General features: G+C 71.0%; 19 protein-coding genes and 1 pseudogene. 5 read left to right on the top strand and 15 right to left on the bottom strand.

Annotated features, from left to right (window positions below):
* The first annotated feature begins 48 nt into the window (after positions 1-48).
* On the top strand, positions 49-1,545 hold the full coding sequence (locus SAM23877_RS28760; protein WP_280518082.1) for an AlkA N-terminal domain-containing protein: 1,497 nt from the start codon (positions 49-51) through the stop codon (positions 1,543-1,545).
* Between the two features lie 27 nt (positions 1,546-1,572).
* Positions 1,573-2,055 carry a methylated-DNA--[protein]-cysteine S-methyltransferase gene (locus SAM23877_RS28765; protein ID WP_053139365.1) on the top strand — a complete coding sequence of 161 codons (483 nt, stop codon included), beginning with the start codon at positions 1,573-1,575 and terminating at the stop codon, positions 2,053-2,055.
* A 39-nt stretch (positions 2,056-2,094) separates the two neighbouring features.
* On the opposite strand, the gene SAM23877_RS28770 is transcribed toward SAM23877_RS28765, so the two are convergent.
* The 3 genes from SAM23877_RS28770 to SAM23877_RS28780 are packed head-to-tail and all read right to left on the bottom strand — an operon-like array spanning position 2,095 to position 3,728.
* Positions 2,095-2,439, bottom strand: coding sequence for a glyoxalase superfamily protein (locus SAM23877_RS28770; protein WP_053142980.1), 345 nt, complete (start codon positions 2,437-2,439; stop codon positions 2,095-2,097).
* A 4-nt stretch (positions 2,440-2,443) separates the two neighbouring features.
* Positions 2,444-3,193, bottom strand: coding sequence for an SIR2 family NAD-dependent protein deacylase (locus SAM23877_RS28775; protein WP_053139367.1), 750 nt, complete (start codon positions 3,191-3,193; stop codon positions 2,444-2,446).
* 40 nt (positions 3,194-3,233) lie between these two features.
* The gene (locus SAM23877_RS28780) at positions 3,234-3,728 is read right to left on the bottom strand and encodes an NUDIX domain-containing protein (RefSeq protein ID WP_053139369.1); all 495 of its coding nucleotides are present in this window, start codon (positions 3,726-3,728) and stop codon (positions 3,234-3,236) included.
* A gap of 177 nt (positions 3,729-3,905) precedes the next feature.
* Here SAM23877_RS28780 and SAM23877_RS28785 point away from each other — a divergent pair, with 177 nt between their 5' ends.
* Positions 3,906-5,030 carry a glycerate kinase gene (locus tag SAM23877_RS28785; protein WP_053139371.1) on the top strand — a complete coding sequence of 375 codons (1,125 nt, stop codon included), beginning with the start codon at positions 3,906-3,908 and terminating at the stop codon, positions 5,028-5,030.
* A 330-nt stretch (positions 5,031-5,360) separates the two neighbouring features.
* On the opposite strand, the gene pssA is transcribed toward SAM23877_RS28785, so the two are convergent.
* The 9 genes from pssA to SAM23877_RS28830 all read right to left on the bottom strand — a co-directional run bounded on the left by pssA (position 5,361) and on the right by SAM23877_RS28830 (position 16,164).
* Positions 5,361-6,176 carry a CDP-diacylglycerol--serine O-phosphatidyltransferase gene (gene pssA, locus SAM23877_RS28790; protein WP_053142982.1) on the bottom strand — a complete coding sequence of 272 codons (816 nt, stop codon included), beginning with the start codon at positions 6,174-6,176 and terminating at the stop codon, positions 5,361-5,363.
* Positions 6,177-6,198: 22 nt separating this feature from the next.
* Entirely contained in the window at positions 6,199-6,855 is a 657-nt protein-coding gene (locus tag SAM23877_RS28795) for a phosphatidylserine decarboxylase (RefSeq protein ID WP_053139373.1), read from the bottom strand.
* Positions 6,856-7,025: 170 nt separating this feature from the next.
* Positions 7,026-8,231: an acyl-CoA dehydrogenase family protein gene (locus tag SAM23877_RS28800; protein ID WP_053139375.1), complete on the bottom strand. Its 1,206-nt coding sequence runs from the start codon at positions 8,229-8,231 to the stop codon at positions 7,026-7,028.
* Entirely contained in the window at positions 8,232-8,744 is a 513-nt protein-coding gene (locus tag SAM23877_RS28805; protein ID WP_053139377.1) for a MaoC family dehydratase, read from the bottom strand.
* Positions 8,745-8,749: 5 nt separating this feature from the next.
* A complete protein-coding gene (locus tag SAM23877_RS28810) occupies positions 8,750-9,712 on the bottom strand; it encodes an HpcH/HpaI aldolase/citrate lyase family protein (protein WP_053139379.1) in 963 nt (320 codons plus the stop codon).
* The gene (locus SAM23877_RS28815) at positions 9,709-11,736 is read right to left on the bottom strand and encodes a protein meaA (protein ID WP_053139380.1); all 2,028 of its coding nucleotides are present in this window, start codon (positions 11,734-11,736) and stop codon (positions 9,709-9,711) included. Before SAM23877_RS28815 ends, SAM23877_RS28810 begins: the two co-directional genes overlap by 4 nt.
* A 10-nt stretch (positions 11,737-11,746) precedes the next feature.
* Positions 11,747-13,084, bottom strand: a complete 1,338-nt coding sequence (gene ccrA, locus SAM23877_RS28820) for a crotonyl-CoA carboxylase/reductase (protein ID WP_053139382.1) — start codon at positions 13,082-13,084, stop codon at positions 11,747-11,749.
* Between the two features lie 325 nt (positions 13,085-13,409).
* The gene (locus SAM23877_RS28825) at positions 13,410-14,222 is read right to left on the bottom strand and encodes a TetR family transcriptional regulator (RefSeq protein WP_063484589.1); all 813 of its coding nucleotides are present in this window, start codon (positions 14,220-14,222) and stop codon (positions 13,410-13,412) included.
* 136 nt (positions 14,223-14,358) lie between these two features.
* A complete protein-coding gene (locus tag SAM23877_RS28830) occupies positions 14,359-16,164 on the bottom strand; it encodes a 3-hydroxyacyl-CoA dehydrogenase family protein (RefSeq protein ID WP_053139386.1) in 1,806 nt (601 codons plus the stop codon).
* A 381-nt stretch (positions 16,165-16,545) separates the two neighbouring features.
* Here SAM23877_RS28830 and SAM23877_RS28835 point away from each other — a divergent pair, with 381 nt between their 5' ends.
* Positions 16,546-17,136 carry an adenylosuccinate lyase gene (locus SAM23877_RS28835; protein ID WP_053139388.1) on the top strand — a complete coding sequence of 197 codons (591 nt, stop codon included), beginning with the start codon at positions 16,546-16,548 and terminating at the stop codon, positions 17,134-17,136.
* Between the two features lie 93 nt (positions 17,137-17,229).
* Here the strand turns inward: SAM23877_RS28835 and SAM23877_RS28840 are convergent, their stop codons facing one another.
* From SAM23877_RS28840 to SAM23877_RS28850, 3 genes and pseudogenes are all read right to left on the bottom strand, one after another.
* Entirely contained in the window at positions 17,230-17,628 is a 399-nt protein-coding gene (locus SAM23877_RS28840; RefSeq protein WP_053139390.1) for a RidA family protein, read from the bottom strand.
* 72 nt (positions 17,629-17,700) lie between these two features.
* On the bottom strand, positions 17,701-19,278 hold the full coding sequence (locus SAM23877_RS28845; protein WP_053139392.1) for an alpha/beta hydrolase: 1,578 nt from the start codon (positions 19,276-19,278) through the stop codon (positions 17,701-17,703).
* A 143-nt stretch (positions 19,279-19,421) separates the two neighbouring features.
* A pseudogene (locus tag SAM23877_RS28850) lies at positions 19,422-20,108 on the bottom strand (radical SAM family protein); the annotation flags it as partial.
* A 41-nt stretch (positions 20,109-20,149) separates the two neighbouring features.
* On the opposite strand from SAM23877_RS28850, the gene SAM23877_RS28855 reads away from it, so the two are divergent.
* Positions 20,150-21,796 carry a recombinase family protein gene (locus tag SAM23877_RS28855; RefSeq protein WP_053142984.1) on the top strand — a complete coding sequence of 549 codons (1,647 nt, stop codon included), beginning with the start codon at positions 20,150-20,152 and terminating at the stop codon, positions 21,794-21,796.
* The last annotated feature ends 488 nt before the right edge of the window (positions 21,797-22,284 follow it).

A 22,284-nucleotide genomic window follows, 5' to 3' on the forward strand; every position in this document is an offset into this window, starting at 1 on the left:
GTCGGATTCCCGCCAGCCCGCACCGGGCCGGCGGGCCATCCTGGACGCATGCAGACGGGAATGCACACCGACACCGAGCGCTGCGTCCGCGCCGTGCGGTCGAAGGACGCACGGTTCGACGGCTGGTTCTTCACGGCCGTCCTGACGACCCGCATCTACTGCCGGCCCAGCTGCCCGGTGGTGCCGCCCAAGCCCGAGAACATGACCTTCCACCCGAGCGCGGCGGCCTGTCAGCAGGCCGGCTTCCGGGCGTGCAAACGCTGCCGCCCGGACACCAGCCCCGGCTCCCCGGAGTGGAACCTGCGCGCCGACCTCACCGCCCGCGCCATGCGGCTGATCGCCGACGGCGTCGTGGACCGCGAGGGCGTCCCCGGCCTCGCCGCCCGGCTCGGCTACAGCACCCGGCAGGTCGAACGCCAGCTCCTGGCCGAGCTGGGCGCCGGACCCCTCGCGCTCGCCCGCGCGCAGCGCGCCCAGACCGCCCGGCTGCTCATCGAGACGACCCCGCTGTCGATGGCGGACGTCGCCTTCGCGGCCGGCTTCTCCTCCGTCCGCACCTTCAACGACACGGTCCGCGAGGTCTTCGCGCTCTCCCCGAGCGAGCTGCGCACCCGCGTCCCGAAGAGCCGCCCGGCCCCCGCCACCCGGGGCGCCGCCCCCGGCACGCTCTCCCTCCGCCTCCCGTTCCGCACCCCGCTCCACCCCGACAACCTCTTCGGGCACCTCGCCGCCACCGCCGTACCCGGCGTGGAGGAGTGGCGGGAGGGCGCGTACCGCCGCACCCTGCGCCTCCCGTACGGTCACGGCATCGTGGCCCTCACCCCCCACCCCGACCACATCGCCTGCCGCCTCACCCTCGGCGACCTGCGCGACCTGACCGTCGCGATCAGCCGCTGCCGTCGCCTGCTCGACCTGGACGCCGACCCGACGGCCGTCGACGACCAGCTGCGCGCCGACCCGCTGCTCGCGCCGCTGGTCGACAAGGCGCCCGGCCGGCGCGTGCCGCGCACGGTCGACGAGGCGGAGTTCGCCGTACGGGCCGTGCTCGGCCAGCAGGTCTCCACCGCCGCCGCCCGCACCCACGCCGCCCGCCTGGTCACGGCACACGGCGTCCCGGTCGACGACCCCGAGGGCGGCCTGACCCACCTCTTCCCGTCACCGGAGGCACTGGCGGAGGTGGACCCGCAGACCCTGGCGATGCCCCGCACCCGCCGCACGACCCTGACCTCCCTCGTCTCCCGCCTGGCCGACGGCTCACTCGGCCTCGGCGTCGAGACCGACTGGGCCGAGACCCGGGCCCGGCTCCTCGCCCTCCCCGGCTTCGGCCCCTGGACGGCCGACGTCATCGCCATGCGCGCCCTCGGCGACCCCGACGCCTTCCTCCCCACCGACCTCGGCGTCCGCCGCGCCGCCGGGGAGCTGGGCCTGCCCTCCACACCGGCGGCGCTCACCGCCCGCGCGGCGGCCTGGCGACCCTGGCGGGCGTACGCCGTCCAGTACCTGTGGGCGACCGACAGCCACCCGATCAACGTCCTGCCCGTGTGACCGTACGAACCCCTGCGAGGAATCGCCGTGAAACAGCACACCGTGATCGACAGCCCCTACGGCGCGCTCACCCTCGTCGCCGAGGACGGCGCCCTGTGCGGCCTCTACATGACCGACCAGCGCCACCGCCCGCCGGAGGAGAGCTTCGGCACGCCCGACGACGGACCGTTCGCCGAGGCGGAGGAGCAGCTGACGGCGTACTTCGCCGGTGAGCTCAAGGACTTCACCCTCGACCTGCGGCTGAACGGGACCCCGTTCCAGCGCGCGGTCTGGGACCAGCTCCGCCGCATCCCCTACGGCGAGACCCGCACCTACGGCCAACTCGCCGCCGCCCTCGGCAACGCGACCGCCTCCCGCGCCGTGGGCCTCGCCAACGGCCGCAACCCGATCGGCATCATCGTCCCCTGCCACCGGGTCATCGGCGCGAGCGGCGGCCTGACCGGCTACGGCGGCGGCCTGGAGCGCAAGCAGCGCCTGCTGGACTTCGAGCGGGGTGCGGCGCTGTTCTAGTCCCCGGGCACCCCGCGCACCCCGCGCGGACCGTCGCCCTCACTCGCCGGGCGACTCGCGGGGTGTGCCGATCCGCAGGCGGTTGCCGTCCGGGTCGCGCAGCTCGGTCTCGCGCGCCCAGGGCGCCTCCTCGACCCGTACGCCGAACTCCGCCGCGACCGCGTCGACGTCGGCCACCCGCAGGTAGACCAGCGTGTCCGGCCGGGCGTCCCCGGTGTGCTCCGACAGGAACAGCCGCACCCGCCCCCGCGCGACCTCCACGAACGCCGGCAGACCCGGCTCGAAACGGTGCTCCCACTGCTCGACGAAGCCCAGCCGCGCGTACCACCGCACGGCCGCCGCGGCGTCGGCCACACGCAGGACCGGAACGACCTCCTCGTCCACGTTCTCAGCCACCCGCTCCGTCGCTCCCGGACGCCAGCCCGCGCAGCAGCTCGGGCAGGGCGGTCCCGATCGGCTCCCGGACGACCTCGTCGGCGAGGTCGTCGTACGGGGTCGGTTCGGCGTTGACGACGACCAGGCGGGCGCCGTGGTCGGCGGCCACGCCGGCCAGTCCGGCCGCCGGCTGCACCTGGAGGCTGCTGCCGACGGCGATGAACACCTGGCACGCCTTGCTGACGGCGGCCGCCTCGCCGAGCACCACCGGGTCGAGCCGCTCGCCGAACATCACGGTCGCCGGCTTCAGGATGCCGCCGCACTCCAGGCACGGCGGGTCGTCCTCACCGGCGTCGACCCGGGCGAGCGCGTCCTCCATGGGGCCCCGGGCGTGGCAGCCGGTGCACACCCAGCTCCGTGCGGTGCCGTGCAGTTCGAGGACCTTGCGGGCGGAGAGTCCGGCGAGCTGGTGCAGGCCGTCCACGTTCTGCGTGATCACCCGGACCGGCACCCCGGACCGCTCCAGCTCCGCCACCGCGCGGTGCGCGGCGTTCGGCTCGGCCCGCAGGGCCCCGGTCTCCCGCCGCATCCGCCAGGAGCGGCGCCTGATCTCCGGGTCGCCCATGTAGTACTCGTAGGTGACGAGCTTCTCGGCCTCCGGATCGCGTCGCCACAGCCCGTTCGGCCCGCGGTAGTCGGGGATGCCGGAGTCCGTAGAGATGCCGGCACCGCTCAGGACGGCGACGAGGGGCTTGCTGGTCATGCGGTCGAGGGTAGGACGCGGGGGTGCGGGCGGCGAACGGTTATCGGTCGGTGCGGACGCCGTTCTCCAGCTCGGCCGTCCCGGAGCCGTCCGCCAGCACGTCCAGCGCGGCCAGGACCCGGCCGTGCAGCGCGCCGAGCAGGTGGGCGCCCAGCTCCTCGCGCGGCACCAGCCGCCAGGACAGCAGTTCCTCCTCCTGCAAGCGGATCGCCTTGAGCTCGTCCTCGGTCAGGATTCCGCCGTCGTAGAGGTACGCGACGACCGGCGGGCGGCTCGTCCCGTGCACCCAGTCCACCGCGAGCAGCCGGCCGAGCCGGACGTCCAGTCCGATCTCCTCGACCGTCTCCCGCCACGCGCCCTGCCGCGGCGTCTCCCCGTCCTCCGACTCGATCGTGCCACCGGGCAGTACCCATCCCTCGCGGTAGTTGGGCTCGACGAGCAGGACCCGCCCCTCGGCGTCGCGGAAGAGGGCGGCGGCGCCGGCGAGGACGCGGGGGAGCCCGGCGATGTAGGCGGCGTAGTCAGCAGTGCTCATCCCGAAAGCGTAGCGAGCCCCGGTCCCGCCCCGGCCGTTCCAGGGTGCGGGCAGGGCATGACGGCGTGGCCGTCCTCCGGTTATGGTCGCAGCGGCGCGACTGCCTTGACGTGCGCAAGGCTCGGAGAGCAAGGGGAGAGCAAGGTGGCTGACGCTGCAGGAGACGGGGCCCGCCGGGTGCTCGTCGCCGCGGACAAGTTCAAGGGTTCGCTGACGGCCGTGGAGGTCGCCGAGCGGGTGACGGCCGGGCTGCGCCGTGTCGTGCCGGACGTCCGGGTCGAGGCGCTACCCGTGGCCGACGGCGGCGACGGCACCGTGGCCGCGGCGGTCGCGGCCGGGTTCGAGCGCCGGGAGGTACGGGTCGCCGGGCCCCTCGGCGACGAGGTGACGGCCGCGTTCGCGCTGCGCGGTGACACCGCGGTGGTGGAGATGGCCGAGGCCAGTGGCCTGCAACGGCTTCCGGAAGATGTCCTCGCGCCCCTGACGGCGTCCACGTTCGGCTCCGGTGAACTGCTGCGGGCCGCGCTGGACGCGGGGGCGCGGACGATCGTGTTCGGCGTCGGCGGCAGCGCCACCACCGACGGCGGCGCCGGGATGCTGGCGGCGCTGGGCGCCCGGTTCACGGGCCGGGACGGTGCGCCGGTCGCGCCGGGCGGGGGCGGCCTCGCCGACCTGGCCTCGGCCGACCTGACGGGGCTGGACCCGCGGCTGGCCGGCGTCGAGCTGGTGCTCGCGAGCGACGTCGACAACCCGCTGACCGGGCCGAAGGGCGCCCCCGCGGTCTACGGCCCGCAGAAGGGCGCCTCTCCGCGGGACGTGGAGGCCCTGGACGCGGCCCTCGCGCACTTCGCGAAGGTGCTGGAGCAGACGGAGACCGTGGGCGCGCGGGCCGCCGAGTACGCCGCCTCGCCGGGGGCCGGCGCGGCGGGCGGGATCGGCTTCGGCGCGATGCTCCTCGGGGCGCGGTTCCGGCCCGGCATCGAGGTGATGCTGGACGTGCTCGGCTTCGCGCCGGCGCTGGAGCGGGCCGACCTGGTGATCACGGGGGAGGGCTCGCTGGACGAGCAGACCCTGCACGGGAAGGCCCCGGCCGGTGTCGCCGCGGCGGCGCGGGCAGCGGGCAAGGAGGTCGTCGCGGTGTGCGGGCGGCTGGCGCTGGCGCCGGAGGTGCTGGGGCGGGCCGGGATCCGGCGGGCGTATCCGCTCACGGACGTGGAGCCGGACGTGGCGAAGTGCATCGCCGAGGCCGGGCCGATCCTGGAACGGGTGGCGGAAGGGATCGCCCGGGACTTCCTGACGTAGGCGTAGGCCCAGGCGCAGCTGTGGGGGTAGGCGTGGGGGTGTTTCGCCCCCGCGCCTCGCCGCGTGGCCGACCCCGGACTTCGCTTCCGGACTGCCCCGACACCACTCCCCGCCCCCCGCTCGGCCCGAAGGCCTCGCCCTCCGTCGCCGGGCGGGTCGTCGCGTCCCCTGCCCGGTCCAGTCCAGCCCTGGTCGGTGAGCGGTGGGTGGGCAGCACAGGCCCGGGGCCCGGAGCGGCGCCCCCGGCAGACACGCACCGGCTGGCCGCAGGCGCACAGACAGCAGGGCCCCGGACCCGACCCGGGTCCGGGGCCCTGCTCAGCGGTGGCGTCACGGCTGGGCCGCTCGCGCCTCCCGCCGGTTGTCCCTGAAGTTGTTCACCTTGCGGGCCGTCGCGAACAGCGGGATCACCGCGCCCATGACCAGCTGCAGCGCGCACCCCGTCTGGAGCAGCAGCTGCCCGCTCGGCGCGTCGAAGGCCCACGCGGCCAGCAGGCCCATCGACAGCACGATCCACGACAGCATCGCCACCGCCAGCCGTCCCCGCGGCTTCGGGTACTCGACCCGGCTCACCATCAGCCAGGCGGTGCCGATGATCGCCAGCAGCGTCGCCACGAAGGGCAGCTCCAGCAGCACGATCGACACCACCGTCAGTGCCCCGAACGGCGACGGCATGCCCTGGAACGTGCCGTCCTTCACGGTGACGCAGGAGAACCGCGCAAGCCGCAGCACCACCGCCAGCAGCACCACGATCGCCCCCACCGCCGCCACGCGCTGGTAGGCGTCGTCCGCGACCATGCCGTAGACGAGGACGAAGTACGCCGGTGCCAGCCCGAAGCTGATCAGGTCGGAGAGGTTGTCCAGCTCGGCGCCCATCGGCGAGCTGCGCAGCTTGCGCGCCACCAGGCCGTCGAACAGGTCGAAGATCGCCGCGCACAGCATCAGGATGACCGCCGTGGCCGCGCTGTGCCGGGCCATGCCCGACTCGTCGCTGCCCATGAGGTGCGGGATCAGGATGCCGGTGGTGGTGAAGTACACCGCCATGAAGCCGCACGTGGCGTTGCCGAGGGTGAGGGTGTCCGCTATCGACAGGCGGAGCGAGAGAGGCATCTCCTCCTCGTCGTCCACCTCGTCGGCCTCGGGCACCCAGCCGGCCTGGGTCTGCGGATCAACCACGGTCAATGCGAGTCACCCCAGCCACCGTCTTCTGCCCCACCTCGACCGCGACCTCCACGCCCTCCGGCAGGTACAGGTCGACGCGCGAGCCGAAGCGGATCAGACCGACCCGGTCACCCTGCTCGACCTTCGTGCCCTGCGGCACGTACGGGACGATGCGACGGGCCACCGCGCCGGCGATCTGGATCATCTCGATGTCACCGAGCTCGGTGTCGAAGTGCCACACGACGCGCTCGTTGTTCTCGCTCTCCTTGTTGAAAGCGGGAACGAAGCCGCCCGGCACGTGCTCGACCGACGTGACCGTGCCCGACAGGGGCGCGCGGTTGACGTGGACGTTGAGCGGGCTCATGAAGATCGCGACGCGGGTGCGGCCGTCCTTCCACGGCATGATGCTCTGCACCACACCGTCGGCGGGCGAGATGACCCGGCCCTGGGTGATCTCGCGCTCGGGGTCGCGGAAGAACCACAGCATCCCCGCCGCGAGCGCGGTGGCGGGGACGGCGACGGCCTTGGCGGCGCCGGAACGGCGGGCGCGCAGGAGGCTGACGGCTGCGGTGGCGACGGTCGGCAGAAGCCACGGCGATGCTCCGCGCGCGAGGCGTACGCCGGCCAGGCTGTCGCGAGATGCAGAGGTTTGGCTGTGGGGCATGGATGACCTTCGTAGCGGATGATGCCGCACACTGACGGGGGACGGCGGCTTTCCGGCGATCGTAGCGGCTTCCCGCCGCAACTGGGTAAGCCAGGAAGCCGAGTCGGCGGCCGGGCACTGCCTACGGGGTGTGACCTTCTTCTCCAAGAAAACACCCCGTATCCGGACATCTAACCCTGGAATCGATACTCTTCGAGCAGTCGGCGGCCGATGATCATTTTCTGGATCTCGGCGGTGCCTTCACCGATCAGGAGCATCGGGGCCTCGCGGTAGAGGCGCTCGATCTCGTACTCCTTGGAGAAGCCGTACCCGCCGTGGATCCGGAAGGCGTCCTCGACGACCTCTTTGCAGTACTCGGAGGCGAGGTACTTGGCCATCCCCGCTTCCAGGTCGTTTCGTTCGCCCGAATCCTTTTTGCGTGCAGCGTTCACCATCATCGCATGCGCCGCCTCCACCTTGGTAGCCATCTCCGCGAGCTTGAACTGAATGGCCTGGTGCTGGGCGATCTGCTTGCCGAAAGTGTGACGCTGCTGGGCGTACCGGACGCCGAGCTCGAAGGCACGCTGAGCGACGCCGCAGCCACGCGCCGCCACATTGACGCGGCCGACCTCGACGCCGTCCATCATTTGGTAAAAACCTCGGCCGGTGACCCCGCCGAGCACCCGATCGGCCGGAATGCGCAGGCCGTCCATGATGAGCTCGGTGGTGTCGACACCCTTGTAGCCCATCTTGTCGATCTTGCCGGGGATGGTCAGCCCGGGCCGCACCTCACCGAAACCGGGCTCCTTCTCCACCAGGAAGGTCGTCATCGACTTGTGCGGCGCCGTGCCGTCCGGGTGACCCTCGTCACTTTTCACCAGAACGGCCACCAGCGACGACGTTCCGCCGTTCGTGAGCCACATCTTCTGGCCGTTCAGGACGTACTCCTCGCCGTCCTTCACCGCCTTCGAGGAGATCGCCGACACGTCGGAGCCCAGCGCCGGCTCCGACATCGAGAAGGCGCCGCGGATGTCGCCCGCGGCCATCCGGGGCAGGAAGTGGTCCTTCTGCTCCTGCGTGCCGTGCTGCTTGAGCATGTACGCCACGATGAAGTGCGTGTTGATGATGCCGGAGACCGACATCCAGCCCCGGGCGATCTCCTCGACACACAGCGCGTAGGTGAGCAGCGACTCGCCCAGGCCCCCGTACTCCTCCGGGATCATCAGGCCGAACAGGCCCAGCTCCTTGAGCCCGTCCACGATGTCCTGCGGGTACTCGTCGCGGTGCTCCAGCTCGGTCGCGACCGGGATGATCTCCTTGTCCACGAAGTCGCGGACGGTGGAGAGGATCTCCCGCTGGATGTCCGTGAGGCCGTGGGTCTGGGCGAGGCGGCTCATCTACTTCTCCTGTTCCTTCGGCTCGGGCCGGCCGGGCTGCTCGCCGCCGCGCTCCTTGATGTACGTCTCGGTGGGCACCATCACCTTGCGGCGGAAGACGCAGACCTGCGTGCCGTCCTGCTTGTAGCCCCTGGTCTCCACGTGCACGATGCCGCGGTCGTTCTTCGACTTCGACGGCCACTTGTCCAGCACGGTCGTCTCGCCGTAGATCGTGTCGCCGTGGAAGGTGGGCGCCACGTGCCTGAGCGACTCGATCTCCAGGTTGGCGATGGCCTTGCCGGAGACGTCCGGGACCGACATGCCGAGCAGGAGCGAGTAGATGTAGTTGCCCACCACCACGTTCCTGCCGAAGTCCGTCGTCCGCTCGGCGTAGTTGCCGTCCAGGTGGAGCGGGTGGTGGTTCATGGTGAGGAGGCAGAAGAGGTGGTCGTCGTACTCGGTGACCGTCTTGCCCGGCCAGTGCTTGTACACCGCCCCGACCTCGAACTCCTCGTAGGTGCGTCCGAACTGCATGGCTGTCAGGCCTCCGGGATCTCGAACGTGCTGGTACGCGTCATGCCGGCGGCGCGGCCCTTGCCGGAGACGACCAGGGCCATCTTGCGGCTGGCCTCGTCGATCATCTCGTCGCCGAGCATCGCGGAGCCCTTCTTGCCGCCCGCCTCGGACGTGTAGTAGTCGTACGCGTCCAGGATCAGCTCGGCGTGGTCGTAGTCCTCCTGGGAGGGCGAGAAGATCTCGTTGGACGCCTCGACCTGGCCAGGGTGCAGCACCCACTTGCCGTCGAAGCCGAGGGCGGCGGCGCGCTGCGCGACCTCGCGGTAGCCGTCGACGTTGCGGATCTGGAGGTACGGGCCGTCGATGGCCTGGAGGTTGTTGGCGCGGGCGGCCATGAGGATCTTCATCAGGATGTAGTGGTAGGCGTCCGCCGGGTAGCCGGGCGGCTGCTCGCCGACGACCAGGGACTTCATGTTGATGGACGCCATGAAGTCGGCCGGGCCGAAGATGATGGTCTCCACCCGCGGGGAGGCCTGGGCGATCTCGTTGACGTTGTTCAGGCCCTGCGCGTTCTCGATCTGCGCCTCGATGCCGATCCGGCCGACCTCGAAGCCCATCGTCTTCTCGATCTGGGTGAGCAGGAGGTCGAGGGCCACCACCTGCCGGGCGTCCTGGACCTTCGGCAGCATGATGCAGTCCAGGTTCGGGCCCGCGCCCTCCACCACCGTCACGACGTCGCGGTACGTCCACTCGGTCGTCCAGTCGTTGACGCGGACGACGCGGGTCTTCCCGGTCCAGTCGCCCTCGTTGAGGAACTTGACGATGGTGTGCCGCGCCTCCGGCTTGGCGAGCGGCGCGCAGGCGTCCTCCAGGTCGAGGAAGACCTGGTCGGCGGGGAGGCCCTGGGCCTTCTCCAGGAAGCGCGGGTTGCTCCCCGGTACGGCGAGGCAGGAACGCCGGGGGCGAAGGCGGTTGACCGTGGTCATGCGGGGACCTCCAGGGGGTCGAGCTTGTTCGCTTTGCGGATCTCGTCGACGATGCGGCCGATGATTCCGGTGATGTCGAAGTCCTTCGGGGTGAAGACCGCGGCCACTCCCGCGGCCCGCAGCTGTTCGGCGTCACCGCCTGGGATGATGCCACCGGCGATCACCGGAATATCTGTGGCACCGGCCACATGCAGCCGTTCCAGTACGTCCGGCACCAGCTGGGCGTGCGAACCGGAGAGGATCGACAGGCCCACCGCGTGCACGTCCTCGGCGAGGGCCGCGTCCACGATCTGCTCCGGGGTGAGCCGGATGCCCTGGTAGACCACCTCGAAGCCGGCGTCCCGGGCGCGCACGGCGATCTGCTCGGCGCCGTTGGAGTGGCCGTCCAGGCCCGGCTTGCCGACCAGGAAGCGCAGCTTGCCCACGCCGAGGTCCTTGGCCGTCAGTTCCACCTTGCGGCGCACCAGGGCCAGCGCCGAGCCCTCCTCGGCGGGCAGGGCGACCGGCGCCGACGACACGCCGGTCGGCGCCCGGAACTCGCCGAACACCTCGCGCAGGGCCCCGGCCCACTCGCCGGTCGTGACGCCGGCGCGGGCGCACTCCAGGGTGGCCTCCATGAGGTTGTCGGTGCCCTTGGCGGCCTCCTTCAGCTTCTCCAGCGCCTTGCAGGGGCGCGGGTGGTTGAAGGGCGGCTGGTAGCGGGTGTCCCGCCAGTGCTGGAGCGAGGCGATGACGCGGGCCTCCACCGCCGGGTCGACGGTCTGGATCGCGGTGTCCAGGTCGGCGGTCAGCGGGTTGGGCTCGGTGCCCTCGAAGGCGTTGACACCGATGATCTTCTCCTCGCCCGACTCGATCCGGGCCCGGCGCTCGGCGTGCGAGGAGACCAGCTGGGACTTGAGGTAGCCGGACTCGACGGCGGCCATCGCGCCGCCCATCTCCTGGATGCGCTCGATCTCGGCGAACGACTCCTCGACCAGCTCGTCCACCTTCGCCTCGACCACCTTCGAGCCCTCGAAGAGGTCGCCGTACTCCAGCAGGTCGCTCTCGTAGGCCAGCACCTGCTGGATGCGCAGCGACCACTGCTGGTCCCAGGGGCGGGGCAGGCCCAGCGCCTCGTTCCAGGCGGGCAGCTGCACGGCACGCGCGCGGGCGTCCTTGGAGAGGGTGACCGCCAGCATCTCCAGCACGATCCGCTGGACGTTGTTCTCCGGCTGGGCCTCCGTCAGGCCGAGGGAGTTGACCTGGACGCCGTAGCGGAAGCGGCGGTGCTTGGGGTCCTCGATGCCGTAGCGCTCGCGGGTGATGCGGTCCCAGATGCGGCCGAAGGCCCGCATCTTGCACATCTCCTCGACGAACCGGACACCCGCGTTCACGAAGAACGAGATGCGGCCGACGACGTCGCCCATGCGCTCCTCGGGCACCTGGCCGCCGTCGCGGACGGCGTCCAGCACGGCGATCGCGGTGGACATCGCGTACGCGATCTCCTGTACCGGCGTGGCGCCCGCCTCCTGCAGGTGGTAACTGCAGATGTTGATCGGGTTCCACTTCGGGATGTGGGAGACCGTGTACGCGATCATGTCCGTCGTCAGGCGGAGGGACGGTCCCGGCGGGAAGACGTGCGTCCCCCGGGACAGGTACTCCTTGACGATGTCGTTCTGGGTCGTGCCCTGGAGCCTGGTGATGTCGACACCCTGCTCCTCGGCGACGACCTGGTAGAGCGCCAGCAGCCACATGGCCGTGGCGTTGATGGTCATCGAGGTGTTCATCTGGTCCAGGGGGATGTCCTGGAACAGCCGGCGCATGTCACCGAGGTGCGCGACCGGGACCCCGACCCGGCCCACCTCGCCGCGGGCGAGGACGTGGTCGGAGTCGTAGCCGGTCTGGGTCGGCAGGTCGAAGGCGACCGACAGACCCGTCTGCCCCTTGGCGAGGTTGCGCCGGTACAGCTCGTTGGACGCCTCGGCCGTGGAGTGACCGGCGTAGGTCCGCATCAGCCACGGCCGGTCCTTCTGACGCTCACTCATGCGACGCTCCTCAGATGTTCCGGAAGCGGTTGATGGCGTCGAGGTGCTGGGCCCGCATCTCCTCGTCGCGCACGCCCAGGCCCTCCTCGGGGGCGAGGCACAGCACGCCGACCTTGCCCTGGTGGGCGTTGCGGTGGACGTCGTGGGCGGCCTGGCCGGTGTCCTCCAGGGAGTACACCTTGGAGAGCGTGGGGTGGATCTTGCCCTTGGCGATCAGGCGGTTGGCCTCCCAGGCCTCGCGGTAGTTGGCGAAGTGGGAGCCGATGATGCGCTTCAGGGACATCCACAGGTAGCGGTTGTCGTACTCGTGCATGTAGCCCGAGGTCGAGGCGCACGTGGTGATGGTGCCGCCCTTGCGGGTGACGAAGACACTCGCGCCGAAGGTCTCGCGGCCGGGGTGCTCGAAGACGATGTCGATGTCCTCGCCGCCGGTGAGCTCGCGGATGCGCTTGCCGAAGCGCTTCCACTCCTTCGGGTCCTGGGTCTGCTCGTCCTTCCAGAACCGGTAGCCCTCGGCGTTGCGGTCGATGATCGCGTCGGCGCCCATGGAGCGGCAGATCTCCGCCTTCTGGGGCGAGGAGACGACGCAGATCGGGTTGGCGCCGCCGGCCAGCGCGAACTGGGTGGCGTAGGAGCCGAGACCGCCGCTGGCGCCCCAGATGAGCACGTTGTCGCCCTGCTTCATGGCGGCGCCGTTGCGGGAGACCAGCTGGCGGTACGCGGTGGAGTTGACCAGGCCGGGGGCGGCGGCCTCCTCCCAGCTGAGGTGGCCCGGCTTGGGCATCAGCTGGTTGGACTTGACGAGGGCGATCTCCGCGAGGCCGCCGAAGTTGGTCTCGAATCCCCAGATGCGCTGCTCGGGGTCGAGCATCGTGTCGTTGTGGCCGTCGGACGACTCCAGCTCCACGGAGAGGCAGTGCGCGACGACCTCGTCGCCGGGCTGCCAGGCGTTGACGCCGGGGCCGGTGCGCAGCACGACGCCGGCCAGGTCGGAGCCGATGATGTGGTACGGCAGGTCGTGGCGCTTGGCCAGCTCGTTGGTGCGGCCGTAGCGCTCCAGGAAGCCGAACGTCGACAGCGGCTCGAAGATCGAGGTCCACACCGAGTTGTAGTTGACCGAGGAGGCCATGACGGCCACCAGAGCCTCACCGGGGCCCAGCTCGGGCACCGGCACCTCGTCCAGGTGGATCGACTTGCGCGGGTCCTTGTCGCGGGTCTCGAGGCCCGCGAACATCTCGGTCTCGTCCTTGTGCACGGTGATCGCGCGGTACGACTCGGGGATCGGCAGTGCGGCGATGTCGGCCGGCGTGGAGTCGGGCGACTGGATCGCGTCCAGGATGTCCTTCACGGTGTTGCCTCCGGCGGTGAGCGCCCTGAGGGAGGGGCGCTGAGGGTTACGTCGGTGCTGATGAGGGTGGGTGAGGGTGCCTGTGACGCAGGCGTTCGGACGCGCAGGGGATGAGGTGCGGGGACAGCCCGAACACCTTCAACGTATGACACCGCGTGTCACCCCGCAAGGCACTGAGTGCCAGAACCTGCTCTCAGATGAATTCTTTACCCGACAGATGAGCGATGATCGATCGAACCGGGGTCCCGGCGCCGGTGAAAAGGGGCACTGACATGCAAAAACGGCCACCCGAGGGGTGGCCGTCGTCACAGCGGGAGAAGGGGGTTCAGTGCTCCTTGAGGGCCTGTTCGATGGTGCGCATGACCTCGTGCAGCGGTGCGTCGGTGCGCGCCACCGTCACCAGCACCTCGCCCTGCACGGCGGCCGAGGCGGAGGCCGGCCGTGCCGCGGTGGTGGAGCGTCCGGCGCCGATGCCCGTACCGAACGTCCGGCGCACGATCGCGAAGGCGTGGTCGAGCTGGGCCTCCACGTCCCCCTGCCCGCCCGCCCTGAGCCAGCGCCGCAGCACGTGGTTGTGGGCGGTGACCACGGCGGACGCGGCGACCTCCGCCAGCAGCGGGTCGTCGTTGGCGTCGTCGTCGTGCGCGTGCTCGTCGAAGTGGCCCAGCAGATAGCGGGTGAAGAGGCGCTCGTAGCGGGCCACGGAGGCGATCTCCGCCTCCCGCAGGGTAGGCACCTCGCGCGTCAGCTTGTAGCGGGCGACCGAGATCTCCGGCCGGGCCGCGTACATCTTCATGACCTCTTTGATGCCGCGGCACACCGTGTCGAGCGGGTGCTCGTGCGCGGGCGCCGCGTTGAGCACCGCCTCGGCGCGGACCAGGGTGTCGTCGTGGTCCGGGAAGATCGCCTCTTCCTTGGAGCGGAAGTGCCGGAAGAAGGTCCGGCGCGCGACCCCGGCCTGCGCCGCGATCTCGTCGACCGTGGTCGCCTCGTACCCCTTGGTCGCGAACAGCTCCATCGCGGCTGCCGCCAGCTCCCGGCGCATTTTGAGCCGCTGGGCGGCGGCTCGGCCGCCGGCCGCGCTCTCCGGCGCGTCGGGCGTGGCTGGTGTACGTGAGGACCTGGCGGGCTGGGACATGACCCGAACGTACTGCATGTGCACGCAATCATGCGCGTGACCGGGGATTCCCCCGCCCGAAGGGGGCGGGGGAGACCCGGCGGGATCCAGCAGGCCGCCCCAGTCCTCCTCGGGCCGGAACCAGTCGCCCGGCCGCTCAGCGGCGGGCATACTCGCGGAAACCGCGGCCCGTCTTGCGGCCGAGGCAGCCCGCGGCCACCAGGTGCTCCAGGAGTGGCGCCGGAGCCAGTCCCGGGTCGCGGAACTCGCGGTGCAGGACCTTCTCGATGGCCAGCGAGACGTCCAGCCCGACCACGTCGAGCAGCTCGAAGGGGCCCATCGGGTAGCCGCCGCCCAGCTTCATCGCCGCGTCGATGTCGTCCAGCGTCGCGTAGTGCTCCTGGACCATCTTCACGGCGTTGTTCAGGTACGGGAAGAGCAGCGCGTTGACGATGAAACCGGCCCGGTCGCCGCAGTCCACGGCGTGCTTGCGGATCTTCGCGCAGACCTCGCGGACGGTGGCGTGCACGTCGTCGGCCGTCAGCACGGTGCGGACCACCTCGACCAGCTTCATGGCCGGCGCCGGGTTGAAGAAGTGCATGCCGATCACGTCCTGCGGGCGCGAGGTGGCGCGGGCGCAGGCGACGACGGGCAGGGAGGAGGTGGTGGTGGCGAGCACCGCGCCGGGCTTGCAGACCTTGTCCAGCGTGGCGAACAGCTGCCGCTTGACCTCCAGGTCCTCCGCGACCGCCTCGACGGCGAGATCGACGTCGCCGAAGTCGTCGTAGGTGCCCGTCGGCGTGATCCGCTCCAGCGTCCGCGCGGCGGCCTCGGCGGTGATCCGGCCCTTGTCGACGCCCCGGGCCAGGGACTTCCCGATCCGGGCCTTGGCCGTCTGGGCCTTCTCCGCGCTGCGGGCGGCGAGCACGACCTCGTACCCGGCCTTGGCGAACACCTCGGCGATGCCGGACGCCATGGTGCCGGAACCGGCGACGCCCACCGAGCGCACGGGACGGCCCGGGACGGGGGTGTCGCCCGCCCGCGGGGTCAGGGCGTCGGGGACGACGACCGCGCTGCCCGGCGCCTCGTAGGTGTAGAAGCCGCGCCCGGCCTTGCGGCCCGTCAGGCCGGCCTCGCTGAGCTGGCGGAGGATCGGGGCGGGGGCGTGCAGACGGTCGTGCGAGGCGGTGTACATGGCCTCCAGGACCGTGCGCGCGGTGTCCACTCCGATCAGGTCCAGCAGTGCCAGCGGCCCCATCGGCAGTCCGCAGCCGAGCCGCATCGCGGCGTCGATGTCCTCGCGGGAGGCGTAGTTCGCCTCGTACATCGCCGCGGCCTGGTTGAGGTAGCCGAACAGCAGACCGTCGGCGACGAACCCGGGCCGGTCGCCGACCGCGACGGGCTCCTTGCCGAGGTCGAGGGCGAGATCGGTGACCGCCGCCACGGCGCCCGGGGAGGTGAGCACGGAGGAGACGACCTCCACCAGCTTCATCGCCGGGGCCGGGTTGAAGAAGTGCAGGCCGAGCACCCGCTCCGGGCGGGACGACTCGGCGGCCAGCCGCGTGACGGACAGGGCGTTGGTGCCGGTCGCCAGGATCGTCTCGGGGCGCACGATCCCGTCCAGCTCCCGGAAGACCTGCTGCTTGATCTCGTACGACTCCGGGACCACCTCGATCACCAGGTCGGCGTCGGCGGCCTGGCGCAGGTCGGTCGAGGTGCGGACGCGGGCGAGGGCCTCGGCGCGCTCCTGCTCGGTGAGGCGTCCGCGCTCGACGGAACGGGCCGTCGAGGACTCCAGCGCGGCGACGGCGGTCGTGGCCTGTGCCTCGCTGACGTCGATGCCGACGACGTCGCGGCCGGCCCGGGCCAGGACCTCGGCGATGCCGGTGCCCATGGTGCCGAGGCCGACGACGGCGATGGTCCGGAACGGGGACAGAGAGGTGTGGGACAGGGGAGTGGCCATCGCGGGACTCCAGGAATGAGGGTGACGACGGGAACGTCCCCGGACGCGCCACGGGCGCGACGGGGTGCGTGAGGGAAGGAGTGCGGGTGTTGCCGGGCTGACTGGCGCACACGCCCGGTGCCGGCGCGGAGGGCGTGCACACGCCCGCGCGGCGGCGGTGTCCGACCGGCCCTGTCCCGGGGCGCGGTCGCGCTGCGGTACCTGAGTGCCCGGTACCGGACCGACTGCTCTCACCGCGGCTGCGTCACCAAACCGCCGTGAGGAGTACCGCGAGTGGGTAACTCGCTCGTCTGAGATTAACTCGCGGGTAACGAGCGCGCCAGCCCCCGGTGTTCGTGATGTACGTCCCACGCGGCCCACGACGCCCCTAACCTCGGTGTTATGGACGAAGAGTTGCGAACGCTCACGGAGCGCTTACGGGCCGAAGCGGACGCGCCGGGACCGGACGGTCCGGTGGCGTACGACCGGCTGGTGGCGACCGAGGACCCGGACGAGCTGGCCGCGGTGCTCACCGAGCCCGGGCACCAGCTCTGGGCCCGGGAACTGGCCGCGTTCCGGCTGGGCGTGGCGGGCGACCCGCGGGCCTTCGAGGCTCTCGTGCTGCTGCTGAACCACCGCGACCCGCCGCGCTGCGCCGCCGCGGCCCACGCCCTCGCCCGTCTCGGTGACCCCCGCACCGCCCGCGCCGCCGCCGCCCTCGCCACCAACGAACTGCGGGTCGCCTACGCCCTGCACCCGGTACGGCTGCTGGTCGAGCTGCGCGCTCCCGAGGCCGTGCCCGCCCTGATCACCACGCTGAAGCGACGGCTGCGTCCGCACGACCCGTACCGGCGGGTGGCGCTCGCCTGCGTCGAGGGGCTCGGCACCCTCGGCGACCGCCGGGCCGAACCCGTCCTGAAGGAGGCCCTGGCCCACCCGGCCCTGGCGGAGGCGGCGGTACGGGCGCTGGCGCGGATCCCGGGCCGGCGATGAGCCCTCAGCCGGTCAGTCGCCTCGGGCCTGGGACGCGGATCTCGGACACCCGGTCGCAGTCGGCGAGCCTCATCTCCCGGACGTGAGCCGCGCTCACGGGGCGACGACCGCGAACGCCTCGATCTCCATCAGGAACTCCGGCCGGACCAGGCCCGCGACCCGCACCGCGGAGGCGGCGGGCAACCGGTCGTCGGGTATGTACGCGGCGCGGGCCGCGCGGATCGCGGGCATGTGCGCCATGTCCGTGACGAAATAGGTCAGCTTCACCACGTCGTCGAAGGTCGCGCCGGCCGCCGCCAGGCACCTGTGCAGGTTCTCGAAGACCTGGCGGGCCTGGGCCGCGGGGTCGCCCGCGCCGACCACCTCGCCGTCCTCGTCCAGGGCGAGTTGACCGGAGACGGCCACGAACCGCCCGGTACCGAGGACGACATGGGCGTACTGGGCGGCGGGCGCGACGCCCTCGGGAGCGGGGATCCTGGTCAGCTCACTCATGCGTCCATGGTGGACCACGGGTCCGACAACGCCCCCGACGGGCCGTCGGCCCGCCCGTCCGGCGGGGGAGGGCTACCCCCGGAAGCCGAGCAGCCCGTGCAGCGTCGAGCCGCGTGAGGATGCGGACGCCGCCTTGGACTCCAGTGGCTTCGGCGCGGGCAGCGCCGCGCACACGGCGTCCGCCTCGCCGTCGCCGCGCGGCACGGTGCCGTCGGCGAGGTAGGCGGCCAGGTGCTCGTCCAGACAGGTGTTGCCGCTCAGCGTGATGCCGTGGTTCCCGCCGCCCTCCTCGACCACCAGGCTGGAGCCGCGCAGCAGCCGGTGCACGGTGACGCCGCCCTCGTAGGGGGTGGCCGCGTCGCCGGTCGCCTGGAACAGCAGGGCCGGCGGGAGTTCCCGGTTGGTGACGTCCACCGGCCGCCGCGACGCGGTGGGCCAGAAGGCGCACGGCGCGTTGTACCAGGCGTTGTTCCAGGTCATGAAGGGCGCCTTCTCGTACACGTCCTCGTTGTCGTCGCGCCACTCGTCCCAGTCGCGCGGCCACCCGGCGTCGCGGCACTGCACGGAGGCGTAGACGCTGTAGCCGTTCTCCCCGGAGGCGTCCACGGCACCGAAGTTCTCGTACGCCTCCACCAGCAGGCCGGTGTCGGCGTCGTTCACGTACGCGGCGAACGCCTCCGCCAGATAGGGCCAGTAGCCGTTGTAGTAGCCGCCGGGGAGGAAGGTGTCCTCCAGTTCCGAGGCGCCGACCTTCCCGCCCGCCGGCTCCTTCGCCAGTGCCGTCCGCATGGCGTACCACGCGGTCTCGACGCGCTCCGGGTCGGTGCCCAGCCCGTACGCCCCGTCGTGCTCGGCGATCCAGGCCAGGAAGGCCCGGTGGCGGTCGTCGAAGACGTGGTCCTGGTTGAGGTTGGCGTCGTACCAGACGTCGGTCGGGTCGACGACGGAGTCCAGGACCAGGCGCCGTACGCGGTCCGGGTGGAGCTTCGCGTAGACGGCGCCCAGATAGGTGCCGTACGAGTACCCGAAGTAGTTGATCCGCTCCGCGCCGAGCGCCGCGCGGATCGCGTCCACGTCCCGCGCGGCGCTGACCGTGTCGATGTACGGCAGCACGTCCGCGTACTTCGCGCCGCAGGCGTCGGCGAAGCCCTTCGCGCGCGCGAGGTTGGCTTCTTCGACGGCCGGATCGGCGGGCAGGGAGTCGGGGCGCACCGGATCGAAGTGGCCCGGCAGGCAGTTGAGGGCGGGCTCGCTCTTCCCCACCCCGCGCGGGTCGAACCCGATGACGTCGTACTGCGCGGCCACCTCCGGGGGCAGCGAGGACGCCACGAACCCGGCGAGCGTCCGTCCGCTGCCGCCCGGGCCGCCGGGGTTGACCAGCAAGGGGCCCTGGTACGCCGCACCGGTGTGCGGGATGCGGGACAGCGCCAGCGTGATCCGCCGCCCGTCCGGACGGTCGTGGTCGAGCGGCACCGAGAGGGACGCGCACTGGAGGGTGGGGTAGTCGCTCGTGCCGCACTTCTTCCAGCTGGGCTTCGCGGCCTGCGAGGCGTCCGACCGGTGCGGTGCGCTCGCCTCGGCGGGGAGCGCTGTGACGGTCCCGGCGGCGATGACGGCGGCGCCGCACAGCACGGCTGCGCGTTGTCTCATGGCGTTCTCCCAGGACTCCCAGGGCGGAGCGGCTGCGGTCCGCGCGGGTCGCGGTCCTCGCCGCATCGTCCCGGCGAGCGCCGCCAGAAGAACGCTTTCTGTTCATACTTGACCCAATTGGGTCGGTAGATGCCCTCGAATGCTCAGAGGAGCGACAGCTGGACCGGCTCGGTCGGCTCGGTCGGCGCGGCCCCGGAGGCCGAGGGCCCGGCCGCCGCGAGGCCCGTACCCGGCTCCGGCCGGGCGATCCGCCGAGGCGTCCCCCCGCGCGCGGGGCCGATGCCGTACTCCTCGGCCAGGTCGTGCACCTGGCGGGTGATCCGGCGCTGGTACCACTTCGGGGCGTAGGCGCCCTCCGCGTACAGCCGCTCGTAGCGGCGCACCAGGTGCGGGTGGTGGTGCCCCAGCCAGCTCATGAACCACTCCCGGGCGCCCGGCCGCAGGTGCAGCACCAGGGGTGTCACGGACGTGGCGCCCGCGGCGGCGACGGCGCGCACGGTCGCACGCAGCTGGGCCGGCTCGTCGCCCAGGAACGGGATGACCGGCGCCATCAGCACCCCGCAGCCGATGCCGTGCCGGGCGAGGGTCCGGACGACCTCCAGGCGGCGCTCCGGCGCGGGCGTCCCCGGTTCCACGGTGCGCCACAGCTCGTCGTCGGTGAAGCCGACCGAGACCGAGATCCCGACGTCGGTCACCCGCGCGGCCCGTGTCAGCAGGTCCAGGTCGCGCAGGATCAGCGTGCCCTTGGTCAGGATCGAGAAGGGGTTCGCCCGCTCGGTGAGGGCCGAGATGATGCCCGGCATCAGCCGGTAGCGGCCCTCGGAGGGTTGCACACTTCCCTAAGCGGCTCTGACCTGCGAATATGTCCGGCATGAACACACAGACGGACGACACAAGCCACCTCATCGACTTGGTGTGTCGGAAGAGTCAGGCGGTCAAGAGCAAGACCGGCCGCCGGGAAATCTCGGTCAGCGCACAGGAAGCCCGAGGCCGCAAGACGGCCGAACTACTCGGCCTGACTGTTCGTCATGTATGGCGCGAGGTTGGGTCGGCATCCCGCTTTCGCCGGTCCAAGAAAGTGCCTAAGCAGGATCTCGCGCTACAGGCTTTGGACCGTGGCGAAATCGGGGCCCTGTGGGTGTTCCGCTTGGACCGATGGACCCGCCGGGGTGCCGGTGCCATTCTCTCAATCGTAGAGCCCGCAGACGGCCGACCCCGCCGCTTGCTGATCGACAACGGCGACGCCGACAACCCCGGTATCGGACTGGACAGCGCTAACCCTCGGGACCGTTCAGAACTCATCCGCCGCGCCGAGGACGCCCGCGAGGAAACCGAGGTACTGAGCGAGCGAGTCAGGAACACCAAGACTTTCCAGCTCGAAAATGGAGAGTGGCTTAACGGGGTCGCCCCTTACGGTCTGCGCGTCGTCACTGTCTCCGCGTTCGATGAGGACGGCGAGGAGATAGAGGAACGGAAGCTACAGCGAGACCCGGAAACGTCCGCAGGTATTCCGGGTGAGCCCCAGGTAACCAAGATGGAGATTGCCCGCTTGGTTACGTACGAATGGCCGGTGGCGCGAGTGACTAAGCGAGAGATGGCACGCCGATTGAATGAGCGCGGTGTTCCGTCGCCCACGGGCGGTGACTGGGCATTCAGTACCGTTGCGAACATGATCGGAAATCCCGCGTACGCCGGATGGCAGATAACCGGACGCTCCGACAACCGGTCGCGTCGAATGCTCTACCTCAACGAGAACGGCGAAAAGGTCAGCGTCATGGTCGGCCCGCCGCTGCTCACCGATGAGGAATACAACGAGGCGCAGGCAGCATCGCGCGGAAATGGGCCCCCGGCAGACGCCGAGTCGTGGAAGGCAAAGCACCTGCTGACTGACCTACTCGAATGCTGCGGCTGTTTCTCGTCCATGCCGAGCGCCGGAACGTCGTACGCCTGTTGGCGCTCCCGCGCTGGCGGAGTGTGCCCCGCCCCCGCGAACGCTGCGGCTTACAGCGCTGAGGAATACGTCTTCCAGCGCTGGTCTGCCCGCCTCCACTCGGCCGACCTAGACGACCCGCTGTTGGTCATCGTGGCGGAGCGCTGGGCGGCCCGAAAGGACCCGCAGGCATCCGAGGAGGAGCAGACCGCTAGGGCCGCTCTGGCGGACGCAGAGCGCGTTCTCTCCCGCCTCTGGCAGGACCGGCGCGCAGGACTGTTCGACGGCCCCTCAGAGCGGTTCTTCGCCCCGCAACTCACCGAGGCGAACGCGGCCGTCATGGCAGCGCAAAAGGCCCTCGACGGCATACGGGGCACGGGGCCGGTGGATATCTCGTTCCTGCTGGACCTAGAGCAGCAGCGGGAAGCGTGGGAAGCGGCAGACCTCCCGCTTAAGCGCGATCTCTTGAGACTGGCGATCCGCCGAATCCGAGTGCGGCGCGCACCCAAGCGGGGAGTCCAGTTCGACGGAGATTCCCGCATGGAGATCAATTGGCTTGACGAGCCCGCGTGGGACACGGCTGCCTGAGCAAGAACCAAGGGCCCCGTTCGGAGAGTGATCCGGGCGGGGCCCTTTGCTATGCCCTAGGAAGCCACAGACGGCCGTCTGAGCGCCTTACAGCCCCGAGGTGGGACCGAGTACCGGAGAGGCGTCGAGAGGCCGTCAGAGAGGCGTACAGAGCCTCGGAGGGCAGCGGGCGGGAAAAGCGCCGTAACACAGCGGGGAGGGGGCGAGTGTGTCGAGTGCTGTTTCAGAGAGGCACTTTGGCAAGCCCTATAGAAACCCTATGTACTCCTTGGTTTGTGTCTCAGAATCAACACTCACAACATAACCCCAGGTCAGAGGGGGTCTGTCGCTGTGTCGATTCTCTGAGCCGTGCCGATTCCCCCTCGCTGGAATAGGCGGCATTTCCAATCCATATAACGAATCGGTAACGACCGTGCGGCCTATGTCCGTTCCGACCGCGTATGCACTTCACAAACTCGCTCGTAGTAAGTAGCAGGCGCAAGCCACTC

The sequence above is a fragment of the Streptomyces ambofaciens ATCC 23877 genome, from assembly GCF_001267885.1.
Taxonomy (GTDB): domain Bacteria; phylum Actinomycetota; class Actinomycetes; order Streptomycetales; family Streptomycetaceae; genus Streptomyces; species Streptomyces ambofaciens.

Coding starts and splice junctions, on each gene's coding strand:
- SAM23877_RS28760 (WP_280518082.1), top strand. CDS start 49: ATGCAGACGGGAATGCACACCGACACCGAGCGCTGCGTCCGCGCCGTG.
- SAM23877_RS28775 (WP_053139367.1), bottom strand. CDS start 3,193: ATGACCAGCAAGCCCCTCGTCGCCGTCCTGAGCGGTGCCGGCATCTCT.
- SAM23877_RS28780 (WP_053139369.1), bottom strand. CDS start 3,728: ATGAGCACTGCTGACTACGCCGCCTACATCGCCGGGCTCCCCCGCGTC.
- SAM23877_RS28795 (WP_053139373.1), bottom strand. CDS start 6,855: ATGCCCCACAGCCAAACCTCTGCATCTCGCGACAGCCTGGCCGGCGTA.
- SAM23877_RS28800 (WP_053139375.1), bottom strand. CDS start 8,231: ATGAGCCGCCTCGCCCAGACCCACGGCCTCACGGACATCCAGCGGGAG.
- SAM23877_RS28805 (WP_053139377.1), bottom strand. CDS start 8,744: ATGCAGTTCGGACGCACCTACGAGGAGTTCGAGGTCGGGGCGGTGTAC.
- SAM23877_RS28810 (WP_053139379.1), bottom strand. CDS start 9,712: ATGACCACGGTCAACCGCCTTCGCCCCCGGCGTTCCTGCCTCGCCGTA.
- SAM23877_RS28815 (WP_053139380.1), bottom strand. CDS start 11,736: ATGAGTGAGCGTCAGAAGGACCGGCCGTGGCTGATGCGGACCTACGCC.
- SAM23877_RS28825 (WP_063484589.1), bottom strand. CDS start 14,222: ATGTCCCAGCCCGCCAGGTCCTCACGTACACCAGCCACGCCCGACGCG.
- SAM23877_RS28830 (WP_053139386.1), bottom strand. CDS start 16,164: ATGGCCACTCCCCTGTCCCACACCTCTCTGTCCCCGTTCCGGACCATC.
- SAM23877_RS28835 (WP_053139388.1), top strand. CDS start 16,546: ATGGACGAAGAGTTGCGAACGCTCACGGAGCGCTTACGGGCCGAAGCG.
- SAM23877_RS28840 (WP_053139390.1), bottom strand. CDS start 17,628: ATGAGTGAGCTGACCAGGATCCCCGCTCCCGAGGGCGTCGCGCCCGCC.
- SAM23877_RS28845 (WP_053139392.1), bottom strand. CDS start 19,278: ATGAGACAACGCGCAGCCGTGCTGTGCGGCGCCGCCGTCATCGCCGCC.
- SAM23877_RS28855 (WP_053142984.1), top strand. CDS start 20,150: ATGAACACACAGACGGACGACACAAGCCACCTCATCGACTTGGTGTGT.